Consider the following 20,988-nt stretch of genomic DNA (forward strand, 5'->3'; position numbering starts at 1 on the left):
ACTTAATTCGGTAACTATTTTTCTGGTTTCACTGACACAATCAGCCTGCAGCGACTTCTCCTATGGAGTCGCCCAGTGCGCTCACCAGCGTGTCCACCTCTTCCGGCTGCGCAACAAATGGCAGCCCCAGCTGGACAGTGTCGCCGCCGTAGCGCACGTAGAAACCTTTTTCCCACATCTTCATTGCAATCTGGTACGGGCGCAGCAGCGGTTCTCCCGGGGCGGCCTCGATGGTGAGGCCTGCGGCCACTCCGCAGTTGCGGATGTCGGAGATCAGGGGAGAACCCTTGAGTTGATGCACGCGCTCTTCCAGTACCACCGCCAGTTCCGCGGCGCGTGCAAACAGGTTTTCGCTTTCCAGAATATCCAGCGACGCCAGCGCCGCGGCGCAGGCCACCGGGTGCGCGGAATAGGTATAGCCGTGGGGCAGTTCCAGCAGGTAATCGAGGCCACCGTGTTCCATAAAGGTGTCGTAGATTTCCTGCTTGGCGATCACTGCGCCCATGGGCACGGCACCATTGGTGAGCTGCTTGGCCACGTTGAGAATATCCGGCGTCACACCGAAGGCCTCGGCACCGGTAGCGGCACCCATGCGGCCGAAGGCGGTGATCACCTCGTCGAAGATCAGCAGGATGTTGTGCTGATCGCAGATCTCGCGCAGACGCTGCAGGTAGCCCACCGGCGGCGGCAGTACCCCGGCGGAACCGGCCATCGGCTCGACGATCACCGCGGCGATATTGGAAGCGTCGTGCAGCGCGATCATTTCCAGTAGCTCGTCCGCCAGATGCGCGCCTTCCTCCGGCATGCCTTTGCAGAATTTGTTCTGCGGCAGCACGGTGTGTGGCAGGTGGTCGGCATCCACCGCGGTGCCGTACAGCGCGCGGTTGGCACCGATACCGCCAACACTGATGCCGCCGAAGTTCACCCCGTGGTAACCCTTGGCGCGGCCGATCAGTTTGGTCTTGCTGGCGAAACCCTTCTTGCGCCAATAGGCGCGGGCAATCTTCAGGGATGTCTCTGCGGATTCGGAACCGGAGCCGGTGAAGAACACCCGGTTCAGGCCTTCCGGCATGAACTGGGTAATGCGCTCCGCCAGCTCAAACGCTTTGGGGTGGCCGAACTGGAATGCCGGCGCGTAGTCCAGAGTACGCAGCTGCGCGCTGACCGCATCGGCAATCTCCACACGGTTGTGGCCCGCACCGCAGGTCCAGAGCCCGGAAAGACCATCGAAGATACGGCGGCCATCGGCGCTGGTGTAGTAGCAGCCCTCCGCCCCGGTGATGATCCGCGGATCCTTCTTGAACTGACGGTTACCCGTGTAGGGCATCCAGTAGGCATCCAGTTGTGACTGGTTCAGCCCGGCAAACTTATCGCTCATTCTTATTCTCCGGTCCGTATGGCGGCATTGACTATCGAGTTGCGCTAAATGTAGATGAGCTTTAATGTTTCATGAATTTCTATTTATCGATGTTTAGTTTCATGAGTGTGAAACTGATCGTGATCCTCTCGTAGGAGCCTGCCTGCAGGCGAACCGCCGCATAGCGGCACGCTTCCCGTTCGCCTGTAGGCAGGCTCCTACGAAAGTGGTACTTGACGAGACAATCTCATGGCTAGAACACAAACCACTCTGCTCGGCCAACTGAGCGATATCGACCTGCGACTGCTGCGGGTATTCCGTGCGGTGGCAGAGGCGGGGGGCTTTTCCGCGGCGGAGCTGGAGCTGAATGTGGGCCGCTCCACCATCAGCCGCCATATCAAGGACCTGGAAGTGCGCCTGGGGGTCACCCTGTGCCAGCGCGGCCGCGGCGGTTTTGCCCTCACCCGCGAGGGGCGCCAGATCTACCAGGCCACCCTGCGGTTGCTGGCCTCCCTGGACACCTTTCGCGGCGAGGTGGCGGACGTACACAAGCGTATGACCGGCCATATCGCCATTGCCCTGTTCGACAAGATGGTGACCAACCCGGCCGCCCGTATCGGCGAGGCTTTGCGCCAGTTTGACGATATGGCACCGGAAGTGAGCCTGGATATTCATATCGAGCCGATCAATGAAATCGAGCGCGGGGTAATGGAGGGGCGCTTCCAGCTGGGGGTGATCCCCGCCCACCGCAGCTCCCCGAGTCTCGAATACCGGCACCTGTTCTACGAGCAGATGTATCTCTACTGCGGCTACCGCCACCCGCTGTTCGGCACCGCGGATATCTCGATCGATGACGACGCCGTCCGCGCGAGCAAATACGCCGGCCTCGGCTACCACTCGCCGAACATGGAAGTGGGCAACCGTCTCGGCCTCGAGCGCGCGATCACCGTCAACGACCAGGAGGCCATCGTCCACTGCCTGCAGTCCGGCCGCTATATCGGTTACCTGCCGGACCACTACGCGGAGACGTTTTTAAAGAAAGGTGAAATCCGCGCACTCTGCCCGCAGCGCTATCACTACGAGTGTGATTTTGTGGCGATCCAGAGACTGTCACCGAAGCCTTCGAGAATTTTGAAAACCTTGTGGGACTGTCTTGGATCGGCGCATCGCGAATGAGGGATATTGTCAGGGGAACGACACACAGGCCCGGCTTCTGACCCTCAATACGGCTTCCTGATCGAATTGCCGCTTGTAGGTCTGGATGATCTCTGCAACCTCCGCATCCCTGTCGCGAGTGTGGGAATAAATCAGGGACAGGATATGGCTCGGTTCGCGGATGACCTCGCCGTTTTGTGCCAGCCACTGACCCGATCCTTTCACCACCGTCAGTCCTTCGGGAAATCGCGGCGTGATCACGGATTCCATAAATGAAGACCACTCATGGTCGGTGACAAAGCCCCCTTCCTTTTGCGTCCCGAAGTACAGCAGGTCCCGGATCTGAGGCGTTTCTCCCGGCTGGCAGTCCAGGTAAGCGGGGCTGGCGCAGGCGGCAAGCAGGCACCCGGTAAGTACGTACCCGGCAATAGAAATCAGTCGGCGCAGTTGTAACAAGAGGTTCTCCCCGTGTATTTTTTTCGGCGGGGGATTATAAAGAATTGCGCCGATCAGAAATGATATTTCAGCAGGAGATTTACGTTACGCTCATTCGAGTCGACGCCAAAGGTCCCGTCCTCAATGCCGAACTTGTTATTCCAGTGCACGTATTCCAGTCCTGCGTAGAGCTTTTTCGGATTGCCCGCCCGCGCGCCGATATCCCACTTGAGTTGAGAAGTGAAGTTCATACTCGGATGTACGTCCCGCGAGGCGCTGGCCCAGTCGAGGAAGCCGTCGTAGAGAAAGGCTTCGCTGCTGAGGGTAAACGGTAGTCCCCAGGCCAGGGTCAGCTGTTCATTGTCCGCCTTGGCCTCGTTGTTGCGGTGGTAGACGTTGGCCTGAAAATACGCAAAGCCCGGTACCGCCAGATCGAATCCCACCCCGGCGAGCGTATTGGCAAACTCCGGCCCGGTAGCCAGCAGGTGATCCGGGTCATCCGCACGTCCCAGTTCCAACTGACCTGCCAGCAACACATCTGTTACCGGCCCGAACGCCAGTTCGCGGTTGCCCAGCTTGCCGAGACTCAGGCGCGGAGACAGTTCGGTGTAGAGCTCGTCGGCGCCGGTATCGGAGCGCAGGTAGTCCGCGAACATAAAGAAGTCGCCCCAGCTGTGGCCGCTGACGTGCTCGAAGGTCAGTACATTGCGGGTGCTGTCGTCGCTGCCGAGGCTGTAGTTGACCTTGTAGTCCTTGCCATGCAACGCCGTCAGACTGTTATCGCTCCACAAGGTTTCCGCGCAGGCAGTGAAGGACAGGGGCGCGGAGAGCAGGCCTGTGGTCAGCAGGAGCAGGGACTTGGTCAGCTTCATTGGATACCTCAGATTCAGCTGGCAGAGTCCGTCCCGCAGTTTGATAACGCTGTCAGGGACTTATGAGTCACTAACTGGTCAAAAAATGAGCGCGCAATTTACCGGAAACCGTTGCGGAATGCCAAGCCTGGCCGCGGCCTGCCGGTCAGGTTGCGGTCTCCCCGCGGCCCCCACGCCGAGCCTTTCCCTGAGTCTGTTTGCTAACCTGCTAAATGAATCTGTACAAAATGTGATCAGAGAAGGTGTCACTGGTACCCCGACCAGTCGGCGCAGCGTATTCAGGGGCCCGCCGGAGTACTCATGAAATCCAATTGCATGCACCTCGCTATCCCTGCCGGCGACCTGGAAAAAGCCAAGGCGTTCTATTGCGATGTGCTCGGCTGTAAAACCGGCAATAGCGAAGCGGGGCACTGGGTGGATATCGATTTCTGGGGCAACGAACTCACCCTGCACCAGAGCGAGGAGCAGCTGCCCAATGTGCGCCACGATGTGGATATGGGCGCGGTGGCGGTGCCGCATTTTGGCGCGCATTTACCCAATGAGGAATTCCAGGCGTTGAAGACTCGTATCGAAGCCGCGGGCCTCGAATACCTGGATAAACCCTACCGCCGATTTGTCGGCAGCGAATATGAGCAGGAAACGTTTTTTATTCAGGATCCCAACGGCAATGTGCTGGAAATGAAATCGATGGTGAACCCGCAATTGATGTTCAAATAATTCGTAAATTGGTGTTTAAATAACGGGTTGTGTGCAGCGCGCGGTATTTGCCGCAGGGAGAGCGCTGGAGGAATAAAAGCACAATTTGCTAATAACAATTTGCCAATACCACGGAAAGGGAGTTCAACACATGGCCAACCTTATCGTGTGCTGCGACGGCACATGGAATGATTCCAATAATAAGGACGAGGGCGTTCTTGCCCTGACCAATGTCCGCAAACTTTTCAACGCACTCGAAGACCACAATGAGAAGGAGCAGCAAACCCGCTACCAGGCCGGCGTGGGTACCGCTGGTACCGTAGACAAAGCTCTGGGTGGGATTTTTGGTATCGGCATCAGCACCGACATCATGGATTGCTACTACTGGTTGTGTGACAAGTACAAACCTGAAGATCGCATTTACCTGTTCGGTTTCAGTCGCGGCGCCTTCTGTGCGCGCAGTTTGGCTGGCATGATCTGTAAATATGGCTTTGCCCACTTTCCAGAAGATGCTGACGCCATCGCGCGCGCCGAGATCATTCACGATATCTACGAAGAGGGTTATCGCAGAAACCTGACGCGCAAAGAGCTGGAAGATGTTCACCAGATTACCTTCCATGAAAAGTCGGATAGCTCGATTCACTTTATCGGTGTGTGGGACACGGTTGGTGCACTGGGAGTGCCCGATGACAAGGTGATCGCGAATATTTTCGATAACCCGAAAGACTATCAATTTCACGATGTATCCCTGTTACCCAAGGTCAGTCATGCACGCCAGGCCCTGGCCATCGATGAGATGCGCAGCAGCTTTACACCGACGCTGTGGAAAAAGGGGGATGGCGAATCCCAGAAGTCGTTCGACAAGCGGGTAAAACAGGTCTGGTTTCCCGGGGCACATGCGGATATCGGCGGCGGCTACCGGGATTCGCGGCTGGCGGATTTCACCCTGAAATGGATGGTGGAACAGATCAGTGCGCTGCCGGATGAAGGCGTGGCCACGCAACTGCGCTATCGCAAGGGTTTTCAGGAAATGCTCACGCAGGACGTGAAAGTGCCCGGCGAGATACACGACTCCCATACCGGCTTTATGAAAGTGCTGCTGTCCCGTCCCCGCGCCATTCCCCGTCTGGATGACGCAAGCCAGGTGTATACCGACCTCGTAAAAGCCATCGCCGAAGATCCGCGTCATCCCCAGTTTCCCTACCGCACACAGGTGGCATTTTCCGGTGGCAAGGCGGTGAAGGATATCTATGCCAAGCACCCCTGGAACTGGACGGGTATTTACCTGGAAAAGGACAAGGAGTATCACTTCAGCGCCACAGGCATGTGGAATAGCGGCAATGTGGTCTGCGGACCAGGCGGCAGCCGCGACGGAAAATTCCAGCGTGCGGAAGCGGAATTGATTTTGCGCTCGGCCATGGATGTTGCGGAGAAAGTGTGGAAATTTTTCTCCAAAAAAGAAAAGTCCGATTTCTGGCTCAGTCGGCGACACGGCAACGCGCATTGGCTTTCCCTTATGGGCTGTATCGCCAATGAAGCGGAAACCGGCCGCGATGGTACGCCGCCGTCACACCAGTTTTTTCGGATTGGCGAGAAGACGACGATTACTCCGACCAGATCGGGCTATTTTTATTGTTATGCCAACGACGCCTGGGGCTGTTACGAGGAAAATAGAAATTACGTGACCCTGACCGTCGAGGTGGTGACCAAGCAGACGGTGGGTGAGGGTGTGGAGGCAGAAGCACAGTTGACGGAAGAAGCAGAACTCCCTGTCGGCTGATTGCCGTGGTGGCGTATCCATAAAGCACTACGCCCCCGTTTGGGGGCGTAGTGCAAGAGTTTGAAATATTTTTGTATCGCTGGCGGTTAGAAAAAATAGGCCATACCGGCCTGCCACGCACGAGCGTGTCCGAGGTCAAACTCTTCGTCCCTGTATTTCTGATAGCCGATATTGAACTGTTGCCACTCAATCATAGCGCGCAGGTCCTCGGTAAACTGGTAGCGAAAACCCAGGCCCACGTGCGGGTAGTGCATATTCACGGTATCTGTGACCGTCGACCCTCCGGCAGAAACTTTCCCATTCAGCTGTGAAAAGTTATAGCCCGCCATCAGGTAGAGACATGCCGCCTGGCAGCGCCAGCTCAGGTCCAGCTTTGCGCCCACACCGTAGGTGTTCCACTTGGCTTCTGCGGTGGTGTCGAGCCATCTTTCCTTGGAGTCCGCCAGGGAGTAGCGAAACTCCAGCTCCAGCGGCAAATAGTCAAAATCGGCGATACCGGAAAAGCTGGTCCAGTATTCGCGCTCCGCACTGGAATCGAAATCCACTTTTCCGGTGCTGACGGCTACCGCGGGGGTAAAACTGAACTGGTTGTGCTCGCCAGCGTATTCCAACGCAGAGGCAGAAGCAGACAGAATAAGTGCGGCAAGTGCGGTCAATACAATACGCATAAATATCCCTTTTGGTGTTGTGTTTAATGGTTTTGCGGTGTTTGGTTCGAAGATCCTTTTGGTTTGCGCAAATGCCTCTGCCGGCAGTTCGCTTCGCAGAAACCCGGTATCACACGGGTTTTGTGATGCCTGTCGCAACTATTTGGCGTCTTTTATAACACGATATGAACGTAATGGGGCAAGGGTGGCGGTGATTGGAATTAGGTGTGTAAGTGGTCGCGTACTTGAATGACTAGGTTTTATCGAGGAAATCGTATAGACGACGCCTTCGCTCTATTTATGCTGGGATCATTAAAAAACGACGTATAAAAAAGCCCGCGCTGTTTTGCACAGCGCGGGCTTTTGCGGCCTTTTGTCCGTGGGCGACTTGTTTGTCGTGCGTCAGGCCGCCTGCGCCGCGGTCTCCCGGTGCGCCAGGTACTCTTCGTAGGTGCCCTGGAAGTCGACCATCTTCTGGTCCTTGATCTCCAGTACCCGCGTCGCCAGTGAAGAGACAAACTCGCGGTCGTGGCTGACGAAAATCAGTGTGCCTTCGTATTTCAGCAGCGCCTTGTTGAGTGCCTCAATGGATTCCATATCCAGGTGGTTGGTGGGTTCGTCCATGATCAGGACGTTGGTATCCATCATCATCAGTTTGCCGAACAGCAGGCGGTTTTTCTCACCACCGGAGCACACCCGCGCTTTCTTGTTGGCGTCGTCGGCGGTAAACAGCAGGCGTCCGAGCATGCCGCGCACGGTGAGGTCATCGTGCTTGGGCTGGCGCCACTGGGACATCCACTCGAAGATGGTCAGGTCGTTGTCGAAGTCTGCGCTGCTGTCCTGGGGGCAGTAACCGATGGCGGCATTTTCCGACCACTTCACCACCCCGTTGTTGGCCTGCAACTCATCCACCAGGCAGCGCAGGAAGGTGGTCTTGCCCACACCGTTCTCGCCGATCACTGCCAGGCGCGCACCGGCTTCCAGCAGCATCTCGCCACCGCTGAACAGGGCTTCTCCGTCAAAACCGTGGGACAGGTCTTCCAGGGTCAGGGCCTGGCGGTGCAGTTTTTTGCACTGCTGGAAGGTGATGTAGGGCTTCACCCGGCTGGAGGGTTTGATTTCTTCCAGCTTGATCTTTTCCATCTTCTTGGCTCGCGAACTGGCCTGCTTGGCCTTGGACGCGTTGGCGGAGAAGCGGTTGACGAACGACTGCAGCTCTTCCAGCTCCGCGCTCTTCTTGGCGTTTTCCGCGTGCAGCTGTTCCTGAATCAGGGTGGAGGCGGCGACGAAATCTTCGTAGTTACCGGGGAAGATGCGCAGTTCGCCGTAGTCGATGTCCGCCATATGGGTGCACACCTGGTTCAGGAAGTGGCGGTCGTGGGAAATGATGATCATGGTGGACTTGCGCTGGTTCAGCACTTCCGCCAACCAGTGGATGGTGTGGATATCCAGGTTGTTGGTGGGTTCGTCCAGCAGCAGGATGTCGGGATCCGCAAACAAGGCCTGTGCCAGCAGTACCCGTAGCTTCCAGCCCGGGGCCACCTGTTTCATCAGGCCAAAGTGGAAGGATTCCTCGATACCCGCCTGCAGCAGGATCTCGCCGGCGCGGCTCTCCGCGCTGTAACCATCCATCTCCGCGAACTGCACTTCCAGGTCCGCCACCCGCATGCCGTCTTCCTCGCTCATTTCCGGCAGGGAGTAGATGCGGTCGCGTTCCTGTTTGATCTCCCACAGGCGCGTGTCGCCCATGATCACCGCGTCCACCACGGTGTATTCCTCAAACGCAAACTGGTCCTGGCTCAGAATGCCCAGGGTGCAGCCAGGGGCCATAGAGACATTGCCGGCCGTCGGGGCCAGTGCACCGCTCAGGATCTTCATGAAGGTGGATTTACCGCAGCCATTGGCTCCGATCAGACCGTAGCGGTTGCCGTTGCCGAACTTCGCGGAGATGTTTTCAAACAGCGGCTGGGCACCGAACTGCATGGTGATATTGGCGGTGGTAATCAAGAGCGTATTCCAGGAGGGTGTGACAGGTAACAGGTAATGCTTGCCGAGACATACACAGGGAGATCGGCGGCAGGGCGCACTATACGGCGATATGCCCCAAATAAAAACGGGCCCCTAAGGGCCCGCTTTCACATCAGCGAAGTCTTCAGACTACGACGATATTTTCAGCCTGCGGGCCTTTTTTGCCTTGAGTTACGGTGAACTCAACGGCTTGGCCTTCGTTCAGGGTGCGGAAGCCGGTGCTGGCGATGGCGCTGAAATGTGCGAATACATCCGGGCCAGACTGCTGCTCGATAAAGCCAAAACCTTTTGCTTCGTCGAACCACTTAACGGTGCCTTTCACTGTATTAGACATATTGGTAAATCCTGAGATTGAATCGGGTTAGTGCCTCGAGGTGTAAGTACCTCGGTAGGCGGGTGGTGCTTTGAAAATTAGCCGCGACTTAAAAACTGCAGGACGGGGTGTTACGAGTAAAACAGCGAAATGTAGATTGTAAATGTAAGGCTTTCTTTCTAGCAGGGCGCCACTTTATAGATAAGTACGCGGGCTGTCTACAAATTGTCCAGAAAATCCGCCATTTCTCCACGGTAAGCGGGCGTGAATCGGGCTCGCCGTGACATGTTCGACTCCACCCAGCCATCGGCCATAAGTCCCTCTCGAGCGATTCTCCAGTCTCTCTCCAGCCCTTCTCCTCCTCTCTCCAGCCGCTCTCCATCGTTGAATTCCCCCCGAATTTGGGGGAATTCCTGGGCAAGTGACCGAATTGCAACCGCAGGTACTTGTCCCATTTTGACTAGTGTTGCACAAATTTTAAGCGGTATTGTGCCATTAATGACTTTTGTGTCACTCGTCCTTCAAGTGGTATCCCCGCCGGGGTAACGCCATGGGCGCGGCAACAAATAATCGATAACGATGTGAGAGAAGTTCCCATGAAACTACCGATGAGCGCCGTCGCGCTGTTTGCGGGCCTGTGTACCGCGCTTGCTGGCACTGCGGCGATGGCTGGTGAAGCGGGTACCAGTCTGGTCAAGGTGGGCGCGGCCAGTGTCGTCTACAACAACAAGTCCACCGAACTGCGCGGAGACCTGACCCCCGAGGGCATTACCGCGGCCGCCGAGGACCATACGGTCGCCAGCTTTACCTATGATTACTTCGTGACCGACAACTGGTCGGTCCAGTTTGCCGGCGGCCTGCCGCCGACGGTCACCCTGAAGGCCACCGGCACTGCCACCGAGCTGGGGCAGGTGGGCGAGAGCAAGGCGTTGTTACCGGCGGTGGTCGGTTTGTACCACCTGGATTTCACCGACCGCTTGAGTGGCTACCTTGGCGCTGGCCTTAATTTCAGCCGTTTTACGGACTCGAAGATCTACGAAAGCTACGAAACCGCCTTCGGCGGCGAGAGCAAGGGCAAGATCGAAGATGCGGTGGGCGGTGTGTTCAAGGTCGGCGCCAGCTATGCACTGAACGACAACTGGATGGTGGATGCCGCCTACTCGCGCTACTGGATTACCGCCGATGCCAAAGTGACCACCGCCACCCCCGGTGTGGGTGACGTGACCCGCTCGATCAGTGTGGACGTGGACCCGGATATCTTCTCGCTATCTGTCGGCTACAAATTCTGATTGCCGCCGTTGCGGCTGGGGTTGCGGCTGGGGTTGCGGCTGGGGTCGTAGCTAGAGTTGTAGCTAGAGTTGTAGCTAGAGTTGTAGCTAGAGTTGCGACAGGCGGGCGGAAAGGCGTCGGGGCGCGCTGTGGGATAGGGAGCATACCCGTATACTGAGCGTCTCAATCATCCGGTATCCCTGTTATGTCGAACGCCGCAGAACCCGTTGCCAGTACCACCGCGCCGCAGGCAGATTCCATCGCCGCCGCGAATATGAGCGCCCGCCAGATGATGGTCGCGCTCTGGCAATTTGTGCGGCCCTATAAAGGCGTGCTGACGGGCGCAGCGATTGCGCTGGTGTTTACCGCCGGTGTCACCCTTTCTATCGGTCAGGGTGTGCGGCTATTGGTGGATGAGGGCCTCACCGGCGATTCCAGTGAGGCGCTGGCCCACGCGGTTCTGGTCATCATGGCGCTGGCGGTACTCATGGCGCTTGGCACCTACGCCCGTCATTACCTGGTGTCATGGCTGGGGGAACGGGTGGTGGCGGATCTGCGCAAGGCAGTGTTCGACCATATCGTGACCCTTCACCCCAGCTACTTCGAGACCAACCGCAGTGGCGAGATCATGTCCCGGCTCACCACCGACACCACCTTGCTGCAACACATTATCGGCACCTCATTCTCGATGGCCCTGCGCAGTACGCTGATGTTTGTGGGCGCGCTGGTGCTGCTGCTGTTTACCAACCTCAAATTGAGCCTGATGGTGCTGGTGGGGGTGCCTCTGGTTTTGTTGCCGATCGTGCTGTACGGGCGCCGGGTAAGGAAACTTTCCAAGGCCAGTCAGGACTCTATCGCCGATGTGGGCAGTTACGCCGGTGAAATCATTCAGCACATCAAAACCGTACAGAGCTACACCCGCGAAAACCATGAAAAGCAGGCCTTTGGCGGTGAAGTGGAAATTGCCTTCGACGTCGCCAAGCGCCGGGTGCGCCAGCGCTCACTGCTGGTGGCGGTGGTGATACTGCTGATGTTCGGTGCGGTGAGCGGCCTGATCTGGGTGGGTGGCAACGACATGATCGCCGGCCGTATCAGCAGCGGCGACCTCGCCGCCTTTGTGTTCTACGCGGTGATGATGGGCTCGGCCGTAGCGACCATATCCGAAGTTTACGGCGAACTGCAGCGCGCCACCGGCGCCACAGAAAGATTGATGGATCTGCTGAACGTGAAGGCGGAGATACCGGTCAGCGAAGGTTTCTCAGAGGCAGAGTTATCCACAGGCGAAGCAACACCTCAAACAACCGCAGAGCTGGCGTTCGAGAGTGTTGAATTCAGTTACCCCTCACGGCCAGACAGTCCCGCCCTGTGCGACCTGAACCTGAACGTGGCCGCAGGTAAAAGCCTCGCTCTGGTCGGTCCGTCTGGCGCCGGCAAATCGACCCTGCTGGAATTGCTGCAGCGCTTCTACGACCCGCAGCGGGGGCGTATCACATTGAACGGTACCGACATCCGCGAACTGGATACCGGTAACCTGCGCCGCCAGATGGCGGTCGTGCCCCAGCAGCCTGCGCTGTTTACCGCGGATGTCTGGTACAACCTGCGTTACGGTAATCCGAATGCCAGCGATGAACAGGTCATCGCCGCCGCCAAAGCCGCCCACGCCCACGACTTTATCCAGCAGCTGCCGGACGGCTACAACAGCCATCTGGGCGAGCAGGGTACACGTCTCTCAGGGGGCCAGAAACAGCGCCTCGCCATCGCCCGCGCGATTCTCAAGGATCCAAAAATTCTGCTGCTGGACGAAGCCACCAGCGCGCTGGATGCGGAGAGCGAATACCACGTGCAGCAGGCCCTGCAGACCCTGATGCAAAACCGCACCACCATCGTTATCGCCCACCGCCTGGCGACCATCCTGCACGCGGACAATATCGCCGTGCTGGATGGCGGGCAGGTCGTAGCGCAGGGCACCCATGCGGAGTTACTGGGGATTTCTCCACTGTACCGGCGATTGGCGGAGTTGCAGTTTCAGAGTTCGGAAATGCAGAAGCCGTTAATGGAGTAGCGATACAAATGGATTGTGTGTGAATTTTGTGAATATGTGAGCCTGGCCGTGAGAATCATATACAGGGAGTAAGTACTCAAAGCTACTGACGCTATATCGATTGAATAGTGTGCTGCGGGTTTGACAGACCTTGATTCTTCTCCTATAGGATTGGTTCTTGCGTCCAAACTACCCTGCTTACATCTCACGAACAATTAATAATGAACACGCTGCCAACGACTGCTCGGGCTCCGTTTTACATGACGGGAACGATGCGCCTAATCCTTTTTGTTTTTCTTTTATTGGCCGCGCCAGAATATATATTTTCACAGCCTCTGCTATTGAATAAAGATAGCGAAAAACCCACTGAATCAGAGCGAGATAAAGAGTTTCAGCGAATCATTGATGATCTGATAAGTAGGCGAAACTCTGGAGATATGGCAGCACCAGTTTACCTGGGGGACAACTATCTTCGCTGGAATCGCAACAAAGAAGATATAGAGACGGGAATTTTCTATTTAGAAGAGGCGGCAGGTTATGGCTTTGCCGAAGCTCAATCGATGCTTGGTTACGTCTATCTTAAAGGCGTACATGTAGAGAGGGATCCCAAGAAAGCTGCGCAATTATTTATAGCCGCAGCACAGCAAGGCAAGGCTGACGCACTGCGAGTTCTGGCTGAAATGCATTTATCCGGAGATGGTGTAGACAGCGATAAAGATATCGCAGCGAGTTATTTCAAAAGAGCAGCCGAGCTTGGAGATAGGTATTCGGCTTACCAATACGCCAGAAGCCTTATATGGGGCGCTGAAGAAAGTTCCAATAAAGAGCTTGGTGTTTTACTTTTGACCGATCTGGCTGAAAGGCAATACAGTCGCGCAGGATTCCTGTTGAGTAATTTGTATTTGAATGGAAAACATGTTCCATACAATCCATCTATCGCCCAAAAATGGCTAACCCAGGCAGCCAAAAATGGAAGCTTGCCTGCGAAAATTCTCGAATTGCAAATAAATTATGGGAAAGAAGATTCATCTGAGAAAAAAACGTTAATCCGCGAAAAGCAGACAGAGCTTGCCGGCAGTCTGAAAAATAAAGAAAAAAATGAAATTGCATGGGCAATGGCTACCCATTCATACCAGCCGTTTCGTGACGGAGAGTTTTCGGTTTGGGTGATGGAGGGAATGCTCGACAGTGAAGGTCAGCTTCCTCCGGCATACCTGGACACCCTGGCGGCCGCTTATGCCGCTACCGGAAACTTCGAGGATGCTGTTAAAACGCAGTCTCAAGCCATCGAAATGATAGAGGTTCGAAGTTCCGAGCCTGTCGCTAAAGGGTTTTTTGATCGATTAGCGTTGTATGAAAATAAAAAACAGTACATACAATGAAAAACTTCAGAAAACTATTTATTTTCCTGAGTTTACTTCCGACGATGCTGTTTGCTTCGGTTGGGGGCGAGCCGTCTTCAGAACTTCTCCTGAAACAACTTGATCTGGATTTGACTATCCAGTTTGCAAATGACGTGATTGAGCGTGGATACCGGCAGAATCTAGATAAAATTGACCAGAAAATAGTAGAAAATCCACACAATGTACTTATCGGGATTGCCAAGTGCGATTTTATTCAAGATTTTACGGATCAATGGGGTTACGAGGAGGGATTCGATTTCTTGTATGAGGATAGCACGGAATGCGAAGAGTCTCTTGATGCGAAATATGCCTATCATCCTGAAGTGAAACTGAGAAGGTTGAACTATTTATATGGGGAAGAATTTTTCACCAAGGCAATTACTGAAGCGAGCTCCATGCCAGATGCAATGTGGACTGCGCAACAAAAGGCGCGTCTTTACGAGCAAATTGCCTTCCGCTATGCATACGAGAAACCTTCTGCAGCCATACATTATGGCGAAAAGGCTCTCTCATTGGATTCTGGTTCAAGAATCAGGCTGAGACTTTCGAGTCTTCATGCTCAGTCAAATGGGATTGAACGGGCGATTGAGATCGCCCAATACGCATTGATCAGGTTGGGTGAGTTGGATTCAGATGATTTGGAGCTACTACTTTCCATTTATGCGAATACAGGCGATAAGCAACGAGCGCTGCTCGTTTACGAAAAAATGCGGCAAGAAGAGGGGCGCAACAGCCTTCAAGTAGCGCAGTATCTTGCGCGAGTCGGTCTTTACAATGAAGCCAGACAAGCTTTTAGGGATCTTGACGATTCCTCATACGGCGCTGAACAGTTACTGTTCGAGAGATTCAAGTTTGAGTTTGAAAATGGAACTAAAGATTCTGCGCTACATTCTTATCAGCGGTTTCGAGATGGAGGGTTAAGCGTTGACCCAATAGGCAGTAATCGAATAGCCCTTTTTGTCAAATATCCGGATTTGCCCTGGTCGCTGAGAGATGTTGGCACGGTATTCATGTCTGTTCCCATCGTGCTATTAACCATTTTGGTTATCGCGGTACCCTTCTGTGTTATTCATTATTCAGCAATGGTGTATTCCCACCGAAAAAACAGAGCATTACCCATGATGGGGTGGGGGCTAAGTAACGCGTGGAGCACACTTTGCTGTGTTTATGCCGGAATGATAGTTCCCTATTTGGTTCTCGGACCATTGGATATCATGGGAGACACATTGTGGTACGAATCAGAACTGGTTGAGGATAGAGAAACGGTTGCAATGGCTACCTTGTGGGGATCCATCTTTACTATTGGGCTGCTCTTGCCGATCGCCAGGAGATGGAACGTTGTTGACAATCAATGGTTTTCCGACAAACAACGAATAGCAACTGCAATTTTTGTCGGTGTTGCCGTCGGCCTCGCAATGCGGCTGCCACTAGGTCTGGCGCTAAATTATCTTCCACAGGTGACCGAACATTTTTCCCGCTTTACGGAGCAGGGAATAGTTATCAGTGCTGTCAATCAAACTTATGGTTGGTTGGCTACGGTATGGCTATTGGTCATTGCCGCGCCGGTTATTGAAGAGTTTGCGTTTCGGGGTGCAATACTGGGTGGCTTGCAACGATATATACCTTTTTGGGGGGCAAACCTTATTCAAGCCTCTTTGTTTGCCTCTCTGCATACCCTGGAGTCCTCACTTTCGGTATTCTACATCTTCTTGCTGGGAGTTGTGCTTGGTTTGCTGAGAAGGAAGTATGAGGGGCTAATGGTCCCAATTATTTGTCACGCTACGTTTAATGGAGTTTTCGCTTATCTATTTATCGTCTAGCGGATCAGCAGGATTGCGCTTAATGGTTCGCCTTACATAGCATGGTTTTCTAGTAATCCCTGATGCTGTGAAATGTTAGCCACAGCGCTATTGCTTTCGATCTTTGCCGTAGACAATAAAAATTACCAGATCTTCACTCCCTACCTGACGCAAACCGTGAGAACTACCGGGGCGCGTGAGAATCGCGGTGCCGGGGCCGACTTCGGATTTCTCGCCGTTCATGGTCAGCTCACCGGTGCCACTGATCACGTAATAGATCTCGTCCTTGTGCTGTTCGTGATAGCCGATGGCGGCACCTGGGTGCAGGATGCGCTTGCGGAATACCAGCTCCATATCGGATGCGCCGGCGAAGAACGGAAACGCCGTGGTCTCGCCGCCGCCCTTATGTGGGCCGGGTTGCTGTCGGGCAATGTCTGCGTCGTTTTCGATAATGTAGCCAGTCAGCTTTTCAGCGTTGGCGAAAGTGGCGTGACTCACTGCGGCAAACGCGAGTCCGTAGAGAAAGGTTTTCATATCGGTAGACGGCCAAAACAGTGAGTGTTGGCCGGCAATAGCTTACCGGCCATAGGGAACGTGCGTTTACGCCTGTTTTACGTGCGGCGCCAGGTAGGTCATGTAATCCGCCTTGCCGATAGGTGCGCCCAACTTGCGCAGAATGGCGTAGGCCATGGAGATATGGAAATACACATTCGGTACCAGGTAATCGTTGAGGTACTGGCGAGCCGGCAATTCCGCGTAGCGGTCCGGGCCGAGTCCGATGCGCTTCACTTCATCCAGCTTGCTGTCATCCACGCTGATCCCGTCAACCATTTCCCGGGTCTGCTGGATCAGCGCACGCGCCTGTTCAGGGGAGTCAATTTCTTTGCTGGGGTTTTCAATCGGCTGGCTCGCACACCACTGTGCGAAACCAAGGGGCTGGCTGCACACGAGAGCAACCTGGGCACCGAAGGGATGCATGTCCTCCGCCAGACGCTCCTGCATCAGTGCGGCACTATCGGAAATGTGTTTCTCGCCAACGGACAGGATGTGATCGAGTACATCCAGCCTGGAAGTGAAAATACGCTTGATCTCGGTGATTTCCTGGTTTGCCATGACAATCTCTCATTCAGGGATGGGGGTGTTAGGGACGGGTGTATGAATGCACACGGTGTATGGCGGCGACTTTGGCCGTTTCAAGGGGCTAATGTAACAAAGCGCGGAAATTCATCCTGTCACCATAGGGCGATCATGCAGGGGCGGGTCAAAAAGGAAAATCCCGGTTATTACCCAGTAGCATATTCAAATAAGCAGAACCTTCCGCGGTATGCAGCCAGACCAGAATGCCGAGATTGCCGAGTACGGTAAGCCAGAATAAAAATCGGAACGGCTGCTTGCGTGTTTTGTGTCTAAAGCGCTGTTGTGCGATCAGTGCGCCGGGCCAGCCGCCCAGAAACGATAGCAAATGGAGTGTACTCTCCTTGGTGCGCCAGCTGCCGCTGCGGGCGGCGGACTTGTCCAGGTAGTAGATCAGGTACGTGAGCAAGCTCAGCCAGAAATACACGATCAGTACCAGTGGTGGTAACTTTCCCAGTGCCACCGAGATCCCGACCAGCGCGAAAAATACCAGGCTGATCCATATCGTCACCCTTTGTTGCCGCATAGCATCCAGGCTCCAAGTGCGTGTTATAGCGCATAGCGCGCAATATAGTGTGCAATATCCATAAGCCGGGATTTGCCACTGAATTCAAAGCGCACCTTGCCGAGCTCGGAGAAATAGAGTTCCAGTTCACTATCGATATCCAGAGTGCCGGAGGTCTCCACCGAATAGGCAACGATATTTTTGTAGGGCAGGGAGGTGAAATCCTTCTTGCTGCCAGTGATGCCCTGCACGTTGACCGCGATGATACGTTTGCTGGTAAACACGATGCCGTCGCGCATGGACTTGAACGAGTCTAGTACTTCCTCGCCATCGAGTAATAGTGGCGCCACCTTTTCGGCGTAGCCGGCATTCTGCTTGAGTTTGAAGAGGCTTTTATTTTCGAAGTCGATCATGGAAATATTGTCTGTTTATGTGAAGGCTCCACAGAGGATGCCATATCTTCGCCAGGGTAAATAGCCTACGCTTGGGCAACTTGGCAACCAACAATAATCAACCTCATGCCTGACCAATTTCAAGCTCAGCTACAGGAAATTTACCAGACCGAATCGCGCCGGGTACTCGCCACCCTGATTCGAATACTTGGTGATTTTGATCTGGCGGAAGAAGCCTTACACGAAGCGTTTTCGGCAGCTCTAACACAGTGGCCGGCGGATGGCATTCCGGATAACCCCCGCGCCTGGCTGGTTTCCACCGGGCGCTTCAAGGCCATCGATCAGTTGCGCCGCAAAGCGCGCTTCCATGTGTCCTACGAGGATATTGCCGAACGGCTGGAAGCGGAGCTGACTACAGAGGAACCGGAAGAGTACGGTATTGAAGATGATCGGCTGCGCCTGATCTTCACCTGCTGCCACCCGAGCCTTGCCCCGGAGGCGCAATTGGCGCTGACCCTGCGGGAAGTGTGCGGCCTCACCACCGAAGAAATTGCCAGCGCTTTTCTCATCGCCACGCCTACGATGGCGCAGCGTATCGTGCGCGCCAAGGCAAAAATCCGAGACGCCAATATTCCCTATGAGGTTCCGGAAAAAGACCAGCTGCCCGAGCGTCTCGGGAGCGTACTGCACGCCATCTATCTGATCTTCAATGAAGGCTACTCCGCCTCCGCTGGCGACAGTCTGATTCGTCAGGACCTGACCGCGGAAGCCATTCGCCTCGCCCGTCTGTTGCGCCAGTTGCTACCGGAACCCGAGGCCGAGGGTCTGCTGGCCCTGCTACTGCTACAGGACGCGCGCCGCGCCGCCCGGGTCTCTGCCGATGGCGAGTTGATCCTGCTGGAACAACAAAACCGTGCATTGTGGGACCAGCAGCAGATCCGCGAGGGGTGCCGTCTGGTACTGGGCGCTCTGGCCAGCCGCCGTTTTGGCCCCTACACCTTGCAGGCGGCGATCGCCGCGGTGCACTCGGAAGCGACCTCCATGGAAGTCACCGACTGGACGCAGATTGTCGGCCTGTATGACGCGTTACTGGCAATGACCCCGTCGCCGGTCATTGAACTTAATCGCGCCGTCGCAGTGGCGATGCGGGATGGTCCGCAGCAGGGGCTGCGGTTGATCGACGACTTGCTCGAGCGCGGCCTGCTCACCGAATACCACCTGGCCCACGCTGCCCGCGCCGACCTTTACCGTCGCCTCGGGCAAAAAGAGGAAGCACGCGCCGCTTACCAGCGAGCGCTGGAATTGGCGCAACAGGGACCGGAACAGCGCTTTCTGGTCCGTCGTCTGGCGGAACTGGATGACGCCTGATTCTCTCGGAAAAAATGTTTAAAAAAATTTCACCTCGCTGTCGAATTCCCCCAATCCCGTTCGATTATCTAGTGAGGTCGCTAATGAGATCGCCAGTAAAAAACGGTCTGTAAGGCCAAACTACCCAGGAGAGCGTTACCGTGAGATTCATGATTATTCGCAAAGCCGACGCCAACACCGAAGCCGAAGTCATGCCCACCCAGGCCGATTTTGAAGCCATGGGGCGCTACAACGAACAGATGCTCAATGACGGCGTGTTCATCGATGGCACGGGCCTGAAGCCGAGCAGCTATGGTGCGCGCATCGATTTTCACGATGGCCAGCCGGTAGTGACCGATGGCCCGTTTACCGAAACCAAAGAGCTGATCGCTGGCTTCACCCTGTTCGAAGCTGCCTCAAAAGCGGAAGCCATCGAGCGGGTCAAACAGTGGCCGCCTTCCGATGGCGACGGCAATGTGTCGCTGGAACTGCGACAGCTGTACGAAATGGCGGATTTTGAAGAGGGTGAAGGACTCGATGTGCACAAGGATATGGACGCACGAATGCAGCGCCAGCCCGCCAGCATTTGTCCGCACCTCAGTTTCGAGGGAAATTGCGCAGAGGCGCTGACCTTCTACGCAGAGGTGCTGGGCGGTGATCTTCAAATGATGATGACCTACCGCGATTCGCCGATGGCGAGTGATTTCGGCGACGCGTGGCAGGACAAAGTCATCCACGGCACTATCGCCATCGGCAAACTCAAACTCTCGGGCTGCGATGTGCCTCCCGGTCGCTATCACAAGCCGCAGGGGCTGGACGTGCAAATCAGCTTTCCGGAAGTAGAGCGCGCCCGCGCCGCGTTCTGCGAGCTGGCCGATCAGGGCACCATCAGCATGCCCTTCGAGGAAACCTTCTGGTCCAAAGGGTTTGGCATGGTCACCGACCGCTTCGGCATTGCCTGGATGGTGAATACCGATTCTCCCAACGAGCCGTAATGCCGGAAAGCCCGACGGTTACTGAATCACTAGGAGCCCACCATGAAATACCTGGCACTGGTCTATTACGACGAGAAACTGATGGAGCACAAATCCCAGCAGGAGTGGGATGCACTCAACCGGGAGTGCATCGCCTGTGTCGAGGACCTGAGTAGCAGTGGACACTACATTACCGGCAGCCCGCTGTTGCCCACCAGTTCCGCCACCACCGTGCGGGTACGCGATAACCGCGTCACCGTCACTGATGGCCCCTTTGCGGAAACCAAAGAACAGCTCGCCGGCTTTTATATGCTGGAAGCCAGGGATCTGAACGAGGCTATCGCTCTCGCGGGGAAGATTCCACCAGCCCGCTACGGCTCGGTGGAAGTGCGCCCGGCGCGGGAATTGATGGACACAGACAATGAAGCCGGTGGCAACGCCGGTTAATGAAAGTATCGCAACCGAAACAATCGTTACAAGGAGTTACCATGAAAAACTATCTCGCCATGTACCTCGGCACCCCGAATTCAATGAAAGGCTGGGAAAACCTGTCAGAAGAGGAACAGCAGCAACGCATGCAGGAAGGTATGGCGGCCTGGGGTGGCTGGATGGAAAAGCACAGCGATATTCTTGTCGCAGCCGGCGGCCCGCTGGGCAAGACCAAGCGCATTGATCCCGACGGCATCACCGACACCAGCAACAACATGACCGGCTACGTCATTGTGCAGGCGGAGTCCCACGAAGACGCCGCCAGGCTTTTTGAACATCACCCGCATTTCAGCATCTTCCCGGGTGACTGCGTGGAAGTGATGGAGTGTATGCCGATCCCTACCCTTTGAGC

At 55.4% G+C, this 20,988-nt stretch carries 21 protein-coding genes; 11 read left to right on the plus strand and 10 right to left on the minus strand.

Annotation, left to right across the window (positions count from 1 at the left end):
* Positions 1-40: 40 nt before the first annotated feature.
* Complete coding sequence (locus PVT68_RS13955) at positions 41-1,378, minus strand: aspartate aminotransferase family protein (RefSeq protein ID WP_280319033.1); 1,338 nt, start codon at positions 1,376-1,378, stop codon at positions 41-43.
* Positions 1,379-1,606: 228 nt separating this feature from the next.
* On the opposite strand from PVT68_RS13955, the gene PVT68_RS13960 reads away from it, so the two are divergent.
* A complete protein-coding gene (locus PVT68_RS13960; RefSeq protein ID WP_280319035.1) occupies positions 1,607-2,533 on the plus strand; it encodes a LysR family transcriptional regulator in 927 nt (308 codons plus the stop codon).
* A 9-nt stretch (positions 2,534-2,542) separates the two neighbouring features.
* On the opposite strand, the gene PVT68_RS13965 is transcribed toward PVT68_RS13960, so the two are convergent.
* On the minus strand, positions 2,543-2,968 hold the full coding sequence (locus PVT68_RS13965; RefSeq protein WP_280319037.1) for a DUF3574 domain-containing protein: 426 nt from the start codon (positions 2,966-2,968) through the stop codon (positions 2,543-2,545).
* 53 nt (positions 2,969-3,021) lie between these two features.
* Positions 3,022-3,819, minus strand: coding sequence for an outer membrane protein OmpK (locus PVT68_RS13970; RefSeq protein ID WP_280319039.1), 798 nt, complete (start codon positions 3,817-3,819; stop codon positions 3,022-3,024).
* Positions 3,820-4,119: 300 nt separating this feature from the next.
* Between PVT68_RS13970 and PVT68_RS13975 the strand changes: the two genes are divergently transcribed.
* Together PVT68_RS13975 and PVT68_RS13980 are read left to right on the plus strand one after the other, a co-directional pair.
* The gene (locus PVT68_RS13975; protein WP_280319041.1) at positions 4,120-4,536 is read left to right on the plus strand and encodes a VOC family protein; all 417 of its coding nucleotides are present in this window, start codon (positions 4,120-4,122) and stop codon (positions 4,534-4,536) included.
* Positions 4,537-4,666: 130 nt separating this feature from the next.
* Positions 4,667-6,295: a DUF2235 domain-containing protein gene (locus tag PVT68_RS13980; protein WP_280319042.1), complete on the plus strand. Its 1,629-nt coding sequence runs from the start codon at positions 4,667-4,669 to the stop codon at positions 6,293-6,295.
* Positions 6,296-6,381: 86 nt separating this feature from the next.
* On the opposite strand, the gene PVT68_RS13985 is transcribed toward PVT68_RS13980, so the two are convergent.
* From PVT68_RS13985 to PVT68_RS13995, 3 genes are all read right to left on the minus strand, one after another.
* The gene (locus tag PVT68_RS13985; protein ID WP_280319044.1) at positions 6,382-6,963 is read right to left on the minus strand and encodes an outer membrane beta-barrel protein; all 582 of its coding nucleotides are present in this window, start codon (positions 6,961-6,963) and stop codon (positions 6,382-6,384) included.
* Positions 6,964-7,344: 381 nt separating this feature from the next.
* Positions 7,345-8,949, minus strand: a complete 1,605-nt coding sequence (locus PVT68_RS13990; protein ID WP_280319046.1) for an ABC-F family ATPase — start codon at positions 8,947-8,949, stop codon at positions 7,345-7,347.
* Positions 8,950-9,094: 145 nt separating this feature from the next.
* The gene (locus PVT68_RS13995; RefSeq protein ID WP_280319048.1) at positions 9,095-9,304 is read right to left on the minus strand and encodes a cold-shock protein; all 210 of its coding nucleotides are present in this window, start codon (positions 9,302-9,304) and stop codon (positions 9,095-9,097) included.
* Positions 9,305-9,879: 575 nt separating this feature from the next.
* On the opposite strand from PVT68_RS13995, the gene PVT68_RS14000 reads away from it, so the two are divergent.
* The 4 genes from PVT68_RS14000 (at position 9,880) to PVT68_RS14015 (ending at position 15,816) form a co-directional block, all read left to right on the plus strand.
* Entirely contained in the window at positions 9,880-10,572 is a 693-nt protein-coding gene (locus PVT68_RS14000; protein WP_280319050.1) for an OmpW/AlkL family protein, read from the plus strand.
* Between the two features lie 185 nt (positions 10,573-10,757).
* Positions 10,758-12,614, plus strand: a complete 1,857-nt coding sequence (locus PVT68_RS14005; RefSeq protein WP_407666101.1) for an ABC transporter transmembrane domain-containing protein — start codon at positions 10,758-10,760, stop codon at positions 12,612-12,614.
* A gap of 200 nt (positions 12,615-12,814) precedes the next feature.
* Positions 12,815-13,975, plus strand: a complete 1,161-nt coding sequence (locus tag PVT68_RS14010; protein ID WP_280319052.1) for a tetratricopeptide repeat protein — start codon at positions 12,815-12,817, stop codon at positions 13,973-13,975.
* On the plus strand, positions 13,972-15,816 hold the full coding sequence (locus tag PVT68_RS14015) for a CPBP family intramembrane metalloprotease (RefSeq protein WP_280319053.1): 1,845 nt from the start codon (positions 13,972-13,974) through the stop codon (positions 15,814-15,816). Before PVT68_RS14010 ends, PVT68_RS14015 begins: the two co-directional genes overlap by 4 nt.
* Positions 15,817-15,903: 87 nt before the next feature.
* Here the strand turns inward: PVT68_RS14015 and PVT68_RS14020 are convergent, their stop codons facing one another.
* The 4 genes from PVT68_RS14020 to PVT68_RS14035 form a co-directional block, all read right to left on the minus strand.
* On the minus strand, positions 15,904-16,329 hold the full coding sequence (locus PVT68_RS14020) for a cupin domain-containing protein (protein ID WP_280319055.1): 426 nt from the start codon (positions 16,327-16,329) through the stop codon (positions 15,904-15,906).
* Positions 16,330-16,395: 66 nt separating this feature from the next.
* A complete protein-coding gene (locus PVT68_RS14025; RefSeq protein WP_280319057.1) occupies positions 16,396-16,908 on the minus strand; it encodes a DUF1993 domain-containing protein in 513 nt (170 codons plus the stop codon).
* 148 nt (positions 16,909-17,056) lie between these two features.
* On the minus strand, positions 17,057-17,440 hold the full coding sequence (locus PVT68_RS14030) for a DUF1294 domain-containing protein (RefSeq protein WP_280319059.1): 384 nt from the start codon (positions 17,438-17,440) through the stop codon (positions 17,057-17,059).
* A gap of 38 nt (positions 17,441-17,478) precedes the next feature.
* Positions 17,479-17,847, minus strand: coding sequence for a PH domain-containing protein (locus PVT68_RS14035; protein ID WP_280319060.1), 369 nt, complete (start codon positions 17,845-17,847; stop codon positions 17,479-17,481).
* A gap of 105 nt (positions 17,848-17,952) precedes the next feature.
* Here PVT68_RS14035 and PVT68_RS14040 point away from each other — a divergent pair, with 105 nt between their 5' ends.
* The 4 genes from PVT68_RS14040 to PVT68_RS14055 all read left to right on the plus strand — a co-directional run bounded on the left by PVT68_RS14040 (position 17,953) and on the right by PVT68_RS14055 (position 20,986).
* Complete coding sequence (locus PVT68_RS14040; protein ID WP_280319062.1) at positions 17,953-19,194, plus strand: RNA polymerase sigma factor; 1,242 nt, start codon at positions 17,953-17,955, stop codon at positions 19,192-19,194.
* Positions 19,195-19,343: 149 nt separating this feature from the next.
* On the plus strand, positions 19,344-20,168 hold the full coding sequence (locus PVT68_RS14045) for a YciI family protein (RefSeq protein ID WP_280322529.1): 825 nt from the start codon (positions 19,344-19,346) through the stop codon (positions 20,166-20,168).
* A 42-nt stretch (positions 20,169-20,210) separates the two neighbouring features.
* Positions 20,211-20,594 carry a YciI family protein gene (locus PVT68_RS14050; RefSeq protein WP_280319064.1) on the plus strand — a complete coding sequence of 128 codons (384 nt, stop codon included), beginning with the start codon at positions 20,211-20,213 and terminating at the stop codon, positions 20,592-20,594.
* A 41-nt stretch (positions 20,595-20,635) separates the two neighbouring features.
* Positions 20,636-20,986 carry a YciI family protein gene (locus tag PVT68_RS14055; RefSeq protein WP_280319065.1) on the plus strand — a complete coding sequence of 117 codons (351 nt, stop codon included), beginning with the start codon at positions 20,636-20,638 and terminating at the stop codon, positions 20,984-20,986.
* Positions 20,987-20,988: the final 2 nt, after the last annotated feature.

Origin of the sequence: Microbulbifer bruguierae (assembly GCF_029869925.1) — a bacterium.
Taxonomy (GTDB): Bacteria; Pseudomonadota; Gammaproteobacteria; order Pseudomonadales; family Cellvibrionaceae; genus Microbulbifer; species Microbulbifer bruguierae.